This window comes from Streptomyces sp. NPDC048353, from assembly GCF_055587165.1.
The window spans coordinates 25,954-32,293 of the sequence record NZ_JBVJGU010000016.1 but is presented as its reverse complement, the minus strand read 5'-3'; the positions used below and the strand labels follow the sequence as shown (position 1 = coordinate 32,293).

At 69.6% G+C, this 6,340-nt stretch carries 9 protein-coding genes and 1 pseudogene; 3 read left to right on the top strand and 7 right to left on the bottom strand.

Translation table 11 applies throughout. The features are described 5' to 3' along the window. Positions 1 to 345: 345 nt before the first annotated feature. On the bottom strand, positions 346 to 1,659 hold the full coding sequence (locus ACZ6RC_RS33065; RefSeq protein ID WP_469590491.1) for a hypothetical protein: 1,314 nt from the start codon (positions 1,657 to 1,659) through the stop codon (positions 346 to 348). A gap of 169 nt (positions 1,660 to 1,828) precedes the next feature. On the opposite strand from ACZ6RC_RS33065, the pseudogene ACZ6RC_RS33060 reads away from it, so the two are divergent. After that, positions 1,829 to 2,029, top strand: a pseudogene (locus tag ACZ6RC_RS33060) (hypothetical protein); the annotation flags it as partial. A 272-nt stretch (positions 2,030 to 2,301) separates the two neighbouring features. Here the strand turns inward: ACZ6RC_RS33060 and ACZ6RC_RS33055 are convergent. The 4 genes from ACZ6RC_RS33055 to ACZ6RC_RS33040 all read right to left on the bottom strand — a co-directional run bounded on the left by ACZ6RC_RS33055 (position 2,302) and on the right by ACZ6RC_RS33040 (position 4,516). Continuing rightward, complete coding sequence (locus ACZ6RC_RS33055) at positions 2,302 to 2,658, bottom strand: DUF6233 domain-containing protein (protein WP_469590496.1); 357 nt, start codon at positions 2,656 to 2,658, stop codon at positions 2,302 to 2,304. Positions 2,659 to 2,677: 19 nt separating this feature from the next. Continuing rightward, the gene (locus ACZ6RC_RS33050; RefSeq protein WP_469590486.1) at positions 2,678 to 3,040 is read right to left on the bottom strand and encodes a hypothetical protein; all 363 of its coding nucleotides are present in this window, start codon (positions 3,038 to 3,040) and stop codon (positions 2,678 to 2,680) included. A gap of 16 nt (positions 3,041 to 3,056) precedes the next feature. Next, entirely contained in the window at positions 3,057 to 4,073 is a 1,017-nt protein-coding gene (locus ACZ6RC_RS33045; protein WP_469590483.1) for a hypothetical protein, read from the bottom strand. Between the two features lie 221 nt (positions 4,074 to 4,294). Beyond that, positions 4,295 to 4,516, bottom strand: a complete 222-nt coding sequence (locus tag ACZ6RC_RS33040; protein ID WP_469590480.1) for a hypothetical protein — start codon at positions 4,514 to 4,516, stop codon at positions 4,295 to 4,297. A gap of 171 nt (positions 4,517 to 4,687) precedes the next feature. On the opposite strand from ACZ6RC_RS33040, the gene ACZ6RC_RS33035 reads away from it, so the two are divergent. Further along, entirely contained in the window at positions 4,688 to 4,873 is a 186-nt protein-coding gene (locus ACZ6RC_RS33035; RefSeq protein WP_469590477.1) for a hypothetical protein, read from the top strand. A 280-nt stretch (positions 4,874 to 5,153) separates the two neighbouring features. Here ACZ6RC_RS33035 and ACZ6RC_RS33030 read toward each other — a convergent pair whose 3' ends face one another. Continuing rightward, the gene (locus ACZ6RC_RS33030) at positions 5,154 to 5,444 is read right to left on the bottom strand and encodes a hypothetical protein (RefSeq protein ID WP_469590475.1); all 291 of its coding nucleotides are present in this window, start codon (positions 5,442 to 5,444) and stop codon (positions 5,154 to 5,156) included. Between the two features lie 99 nt (positions 5,445 to 5,543). On the opposite strand from ACZ6RC_RS33030, the gene ACZ6RC_RS33025 reads away from it, so the two are divergent. Beyond that, positions 5,544 to 5,996 carry a hypothetical protein gene (locus tag ACZ6RC_RS33025; protein WP_469590472.1) on the top strand — a complete coding sequence of 151 codons (453 nt, stop codon included), beginning with the start codon at positions 5,544 to 5,546 and terminating at the stop codon, positions 5,994 to 5,996. Here the strand turns inward: ACZ6RC_RS33025 and ACZ6RC_RS33020 are convergent. Then, positions 5,915 to 6,298, bottom strand: coding sequence for a hypothetical protein (locus ACZ6RC_RS33020; RefSeq protein ID WP_469590469.1), 384 nt, complete (start codon positions 6,296 to 6,298; stop codon positions 5,915 to 5,917). The two genes, ACZ6RC_RS33025 and ACZ6RC_RS33020, sit on opposite strands and share 82 nt — an antisense overlap. Between the last annotated feature and the right edge of the window lie 42 nt (positions 6,299 to 6,340).

Here is a 6,340-nt window from a genome sequence, read left to right as displayed (position 1 = left end):
CGCCCAACGCATGCAACAGAACGAGCGGGGCAGCGTCCAGCGGACCCGACACCTGATAGGCCAGCCGGACGCCTCCCACGTCGACCGAGCGGTGACCAACCATGCCCGGAGGATATGTGCAGAGTCCTGCCGGAGGATCGGCGTTCACCAGCGGCCGAACCCCGCTACCTGTCAGCACCTCGGATCCTCCAACCACACAACCCTGGCCCCGTAGCGGTACATCTGACCGGCCCGGATGACCCTGCTATCCACTGTCATGCAGACCACGCCACACGGCTCTAACCTGTGCGAAAGGCCGATCAGCGGCGCGTCCCGCCAGGCGGGAGCAGCGGCCGAACTTTCTTCTCAGGTGCCCGCCGGGCGGGAAGCGGCTCCGGGCCGGACTCGAATGTCATCGCTCTCCGGTCCGGTGGCGTAAAGGTGCTGGTCGATCTGACGTAGAAGGGCCTGCACGATCAGGAGCGAGGACAAGGCGAACTCGACCCGGTACGCGGCGGTCGAAGCCTCATGTGCGGCAAGGTGCCGGTTGAACGTCTGTTCTCGATCCGTCTTGGCGAATGCCTTCATCATGCCGCTCACCATCAGGGCGGGGACGACCATCAGCATCTGCAGTTCGCCCCATGCTGGCAGCGCGGCATGGGCTTCCGTGAGCACCGTGTTGCTGCCGGGGTTCTTCCTGCGACTTGTGAATCGGGCCCACGGGAAGGCAACCCGCAGCCACGTGTGGCCGTGTCTGGCCATCGCGGTGTCGAGGATGTTCCCGAGCAGGGCCTGAGCGGGTCGGTAGTACCCGTCCCGCACGGAGTTAGCGGCATCCCGGGCTAGCTCCACGAGGTCGAGCAGTGCGGGGTGATCGACCGCGTCGAGGCTCCCCAGCACGTCGTCCACGACGTCCGACCGGTGTTCCACGAGGTACTGCTGGCGCTCGGTTCGACCGGGCAGTGCGAGCAAACCTTCGATGTGTTCCGTGCGCGGTGCCCAGATCAGGCAGACACCGTCCTCCTCGCAGATGGCAAAGAGCTTCGCCCACGCCGCGGTACGCAGTGCCTGCAGGTTCTCCGGCAGCATGTCCTTGATGCTGGCGGCGAACTTGCTGAAGGTGTCGACGAGTCCGGAGGTCAACAGGAGGCGGTTCCGCTCGCCAATCTGCGTCAGCACGCTCCGCCACGGGGCTGATTCGAAAAGTCCCGTTAGGGCGAGCGGAACGGGCCGGAACTGGACGAGGCTGGCCCGGAGGTGGTCGGAGAGCATCGGACGTGCCAGCGAGGGACCGAGGGCCTTGGCCGCTATGTCGGCGAAGGCGCGGTTCCGCTGTGCCTGGCTTCGGGTGATGCTGTCCAGGACGCTCTTGGGCAGCTCGAACGGGAGCGGTGCAGGCTTCACGAGTGCGGCGATACTCCCCTGGAAGCTGGCGACCGTCCCGGGCATGATGCCCAAGTCGACCAGCCGGCGGATCGCCTCCTGCGGGCTGGCCAAGTCCCCCACGGCGCCCAGGCTTCGCTCCATCTGCGGAAGGATGCGGACGGTGCCGACAGCGTCAGCGAACAGGCGCCCCAGGTTCTGCTGCGGTACCAGGGACGCGCTCAGCTCGGCGATCTGGGCGCGGACCTGCGCGAGGGGGTCAAAGTTGCGGAGGATGTCCCCCAGCAGCAGATTCACCGCGACACTCTGGACGGGCCGTGGGTCCGCCGCTGTCACGTCCGACTCATAGCGTGCTCTGCCCGGTTCGCTCACCTCGTTCATGTGCTCAGGATGACGTGCCGCAACGACACTCGGCTCCCGGTTTTAGCGGTCGAGTCCGGCGCCACATGTCCTCAAGGCTCCCTCGGGTGTTGCGGCCCTCGTGCAGTACAAGGCCCGCACGGGTTCTGTGACCGTCCCCAAGGCCCATGTAGAGCGGCTGGAGGACGGGGCAGAGGTTCGGCTTCGTGTGTCCCTGTCCAACAGCAAGAGCCGCCGGGCCAAGCTGACCGCGGACAAACTCGCCGCGCTCGCCGGCCTCGGGCTGGACTGGGCAGCCGCGGGCTGAGTCGCTGAGGTACGGGGTGGGTGGCGGCCCGACGGTACTGCCCCCAGAACACGTCTGGGCGCCGGGCCTCACCCACGCACGCCATATCGGCGCAGGCTGCCACCAACCCTACGCGAACGGCCCGATGCCGCGGGCGGCAGAGCCCGGTGGTAGGAGTCTGTGCCGGTTGGTCCGGCTCCGCCCCTCTGCTCGTCGGTGTAGCCGGCCGGTCCCGCATCCGTGCGAACGGAAGTGCACCGCCCCCTGCGCCCGCCGAGGCGGAGGGGGCGGTTTTAAAGCCGCCTCGGACCTGGCTTGTCGATACCGAGGCTCCCCCACGGTTTGCAGACGTCGCACAGCTCCATCTCCGGGAACTCCTGGCAGGCGGTCATGACCTCGTCGCGGGACAGAAGCCCGTGCTGCCGTTGGTCGATTTCACAGGCACCGCGGTGCAGTACCTGGTGGCCCTCCACAGCCCGGGACGGCTGGATCTTCCAGGACATCTCCCGGCGGGCGACCTCCCGGCGCCGCTTCTCCTCGACCTCTTGCGCCTCCAGCTGCCGTATCGCGTGGTCGGTCTGATCGAGCTGCCACCGCAGCCACTCCCGAAGCGTGCGTTGCTTCTCCAGGCGCTCCGCGGTCGACATCATCGGCGCCACGGCGGCACCCCTACGCGGCCGCGACCACGGCCGGCGCGGCAGCGTCCGCCTGGCGCTTCAGTTCCATGCGCGCCTTCACCGCGTCCTCGCCCCGGTAGCCGACCCAGTGCTCATGGGTGGACACGATGACGGACAGTTCCAGCACCAGGGCTTGGAGCCGGTCCGCCTCGGCCTTCTGCTCGTCGGTGTAGCCGGGGCTCGGCGCGCGGCCGCCGCTCACCTCACCGGTATGGGGGTGGACCGTGCCCGGCCATCCGTCCAGCGGCTCCACCGACCACGGCAGGGTCCGGCAGTACGCCGCGTAGTCGGCCCGGGCCTGGTGGAGGCGGGTCTGCGCGTCGATCAGGTCTTGCGGGAAGGGAGTATCAGCCACGGCTGCAGGGTCAGGGTCAGGGGGCGATGGTGGTGGGGACGGGCATGTGGGGCATGGCTTTGACCTGGGTGGTGCGGAGGTGGTCGAGGTCGGCGTCGGTGAGCTGGCCGTTGGCCTGGGCGACGCGTTCGGCGGCTTCCTCGTAGGCGGCGACGGCCTTCAGGGCGTCGATCTGCTCCGGGGAGAGCTGGGAGCTGGTGGCGAGCATCGTGTGCTCGGCGACGACGGAGCCGAAGCCGGGCACGTGAACGGGGGCGAGCATCGGGTAGATGCCGAACTCGTCCTTTTCGCTGAAGCCCCAGTAGGCGATGTATCCGGCATACAGGCCGGCACACATGCGGACGTCCAGGCGCCCCCACTGGTTCTCCTTCAGGGGGAGGGTGGTGTCCTCGTCGTGCTCCTTGGTGACCTCAGTGGACTCGGCGGTGGTCTTGGACCAGCGGAAGGAGGCGCCGCGCTTGACACTGGCGCCCTTGGCGTCGATACCGGCCTCTGCGGTCAGCCCGAACTCCCAGCCCTGCGTGGTGGTGCTGGTGACCGTCACCCGGACGCTGTCGCTGTAGTGCTTGGTCACCGGCCCCTGCCACGTATTGCCCCCGCACACCTTCGGTGCCGTGCCAACCAGCCTGCCGGTAAACACCGCGAGCTGACCCAGGGAGTTGGCGAGGTCGAAATAAGGGGGTTCGCTTCCGCCGCCGAGGTGCCTCTCCTTCCAGGTGTCATGGACGGCGGCTACCTTCTTCTCGTCGAAGGACCGGCCCTTCCACGCCTTACGGCCGTCCTTGGTCTGCTTTGTCAGCTCCGCGTAGGCATCCGACAGGCCGTAGTGCTCCTTCACCTGCTTGAGGGTGAAGTGCGGCGACCAGCCCAACTCGATCTCGGACGCGGACGACCCGAAAGCCCAGTGGGTGTGGGGCATGTGGTCGAGGAACATCGTCTCGGGGGCGGTGTACGGGGGTGCGTTGTGGCCCTTGTAGCCCGGGGGCATCACGTTGTACGGGCCGATCTGGATGTCGCCGAAAGCGCTGGGCATGGCAGGTGTCCCTGTCTGTCGAGGAAGCGGACGGGTGAGGACCATGGCCGACCCGTCCCGTGCGTCGCACCCGCCGAACGTTCGCTACGTACCGGCGGCGCACTTCACCCGTTCCCCACCACATGTCCTTTGCGGCATCGCCTCGTCTGACCAGCGGAGCGCACTACGGAGCAAACCCGGCGTGAGAGGGCGCCGGCTCGTACGGATCAGTCCCGGACAGGTCAGACGGAGGCGGCGGAGGATGACAGGACGGGGTGGTCGATGTGGTGGTGCGGCGCGCAGCGGCGAGCGCCGACCACGCGGGTGAAGTCCTCGATCCGCTGCCCGTACTCGTCGGGCCGGGAGACGGTGATGTTCCCGCCGGGCCAGATCCGCCGCAGGGTGGCGAGACTGGCGCCGCTGGCTACGGAGATGGCGACGGGGTCGGCGCCGGCGGCGAACACGCCTAGGAGTGCCCTGCCACGGGGCGCGAGTGTGCTCCGGGGTGCGCTTGGCCAGATGGGTGGCTTCGGTTTCCTCCTTGCAGGCGGGTGCGGATTGCGGGGTAGGCCGGGATTGATCGACCGTGCCGCCTCATTCGAGGCGCACGTACTAAGACAGCGAAAGGAATGGTCATGTCCCCTAGCGACCTCCCCGGCGGCCTCGGTGACACCGTCGGCAACACCCTTGGCGGCGTCGTAGGCTCCATCGGCAGCCTCGTTCGCGGCATCACCAGCGCAGGTGCGGGCGGAACGATCACGCAGGACATGGTCGACCAGGCCAACAAGATCAAGCCTGCCGTAGACAAGGCCAACGGCTGACCTCACCATCAGCCCGGCTTAGGCGCTGTCCGGCGGTTCACATTTACGAGCCGCCGGACGCTGCCCTGCGAACCTCGGCGTGCACACCTACGACGACCTACGGGCCTGCCGCGCTCACGAGCGCGCCTCCCCCGGGGCTGCGTAGGGGACGCCGTCATTCGAACGATCTGTCCCGCATGCGGGACTCGCTGCGCCTCGGCCCGCTGCTCGGCCGTGGAAACAATTGCTTCCACGGCCGAGCCGGCGGACCCTGCACGGCGGCCGCGGCGGTGACGTCGGGTCAGCCGGTGTAGCCGTTGAGGATCAGGTCGTAGGCGGCCTGGCGGCGCTCGCTCGCGGCGGTGCGGGCGACGCCGAGCGCGTCGCCGACCTGTTCCAGGGTGACGGCGTACATGTCCGGCTGCGCGGGCCGCCGGCCGGCCGGGACGGCGGCGTAGGCGGCCAGGATCATGCGGGCGACTTTCCGTTCCGCGCGGGCGCGGGGGGTCAGGCGGGCGGCGTCCTCGGCTTCCTGCGCGGCCAGCTCCTGACGCGCGGCCTCCTCGCGGGCCTGCGCGGCGGCGCGCGCCATGAGCGCCGTCTGCCGCTCGGCCTCCGCCGTACGGAGCGCGGATTCGGCGCGCTCCGCCTCCAGGCGCTCGACTTCCGCCGTGCTCCGCAGAGCGGCGGCGTGCTTCCGCGCGGCCTCCTCGGCGGCGTCGGCGGCCGCCTGGCGGTCCTCGGCGGCGGCGCGGTTCGCGGCCTCGGTACGGGCGATCGCCTCGGCCTCCGCGGCGGTCCTGTCCGCCTCCTCCTCGCGGGCGGCGGCCCGCTCCAGGGCCTGCGCTGCGCGCTCCGCCTGCCGACGGGCAGCCTCCGCCGCCAGGCGCGCGGCGTGAGCGCGGCGGTCTCGGCGTCGGTGGTCTTCTCCGTCGCACGGGCCTGTGCTGCGGCGGCCGTCGTCTGCGCGGCGATCTCGTGCTCGGCGGTCGTGACCTTCGCCGCGATGCTCATGCGCCGCACCTTCGCGTCCGCCTCGTCCTCCTCGGCGTCCAGGGCGCGTTACCGCTCGCGCTCCTCGGCTGCCGCGATCCTCTCCAGCTCGGCCCCGCGCCGCGCGTCCTCGGCCTCCTTCTGCTCCTGAGGCAGGAGAAGGGCGTCATCGACGCTCAGCCCGTAGGGGGCCATGGTGAACGGGAGCATCGCGGCGGCGCCGGCCTTCTTCTTCCAGGCGCTCCCGTACTGGTGCTGGAGCCACGCCCGGTAAACGGTGCGCTCCCGCTCCAGCTCGAACAGTGCGGCGTCCCGTGAGCTGAACGAGCAGATCGCCGAGGCTGTCCGTGAATTGCCGAAGGAGCCCGACGACAAGGAGTAGGCCGGGCTAACGCCCCCGCCCCCGCTCGCCGTGCCGCTGCCGAAGCTGCGCCCGTACCGGGAGGCGGACATCGCGGTCGACCGGAGCGCTGCGCGAGGAACTGGACGGGAGTA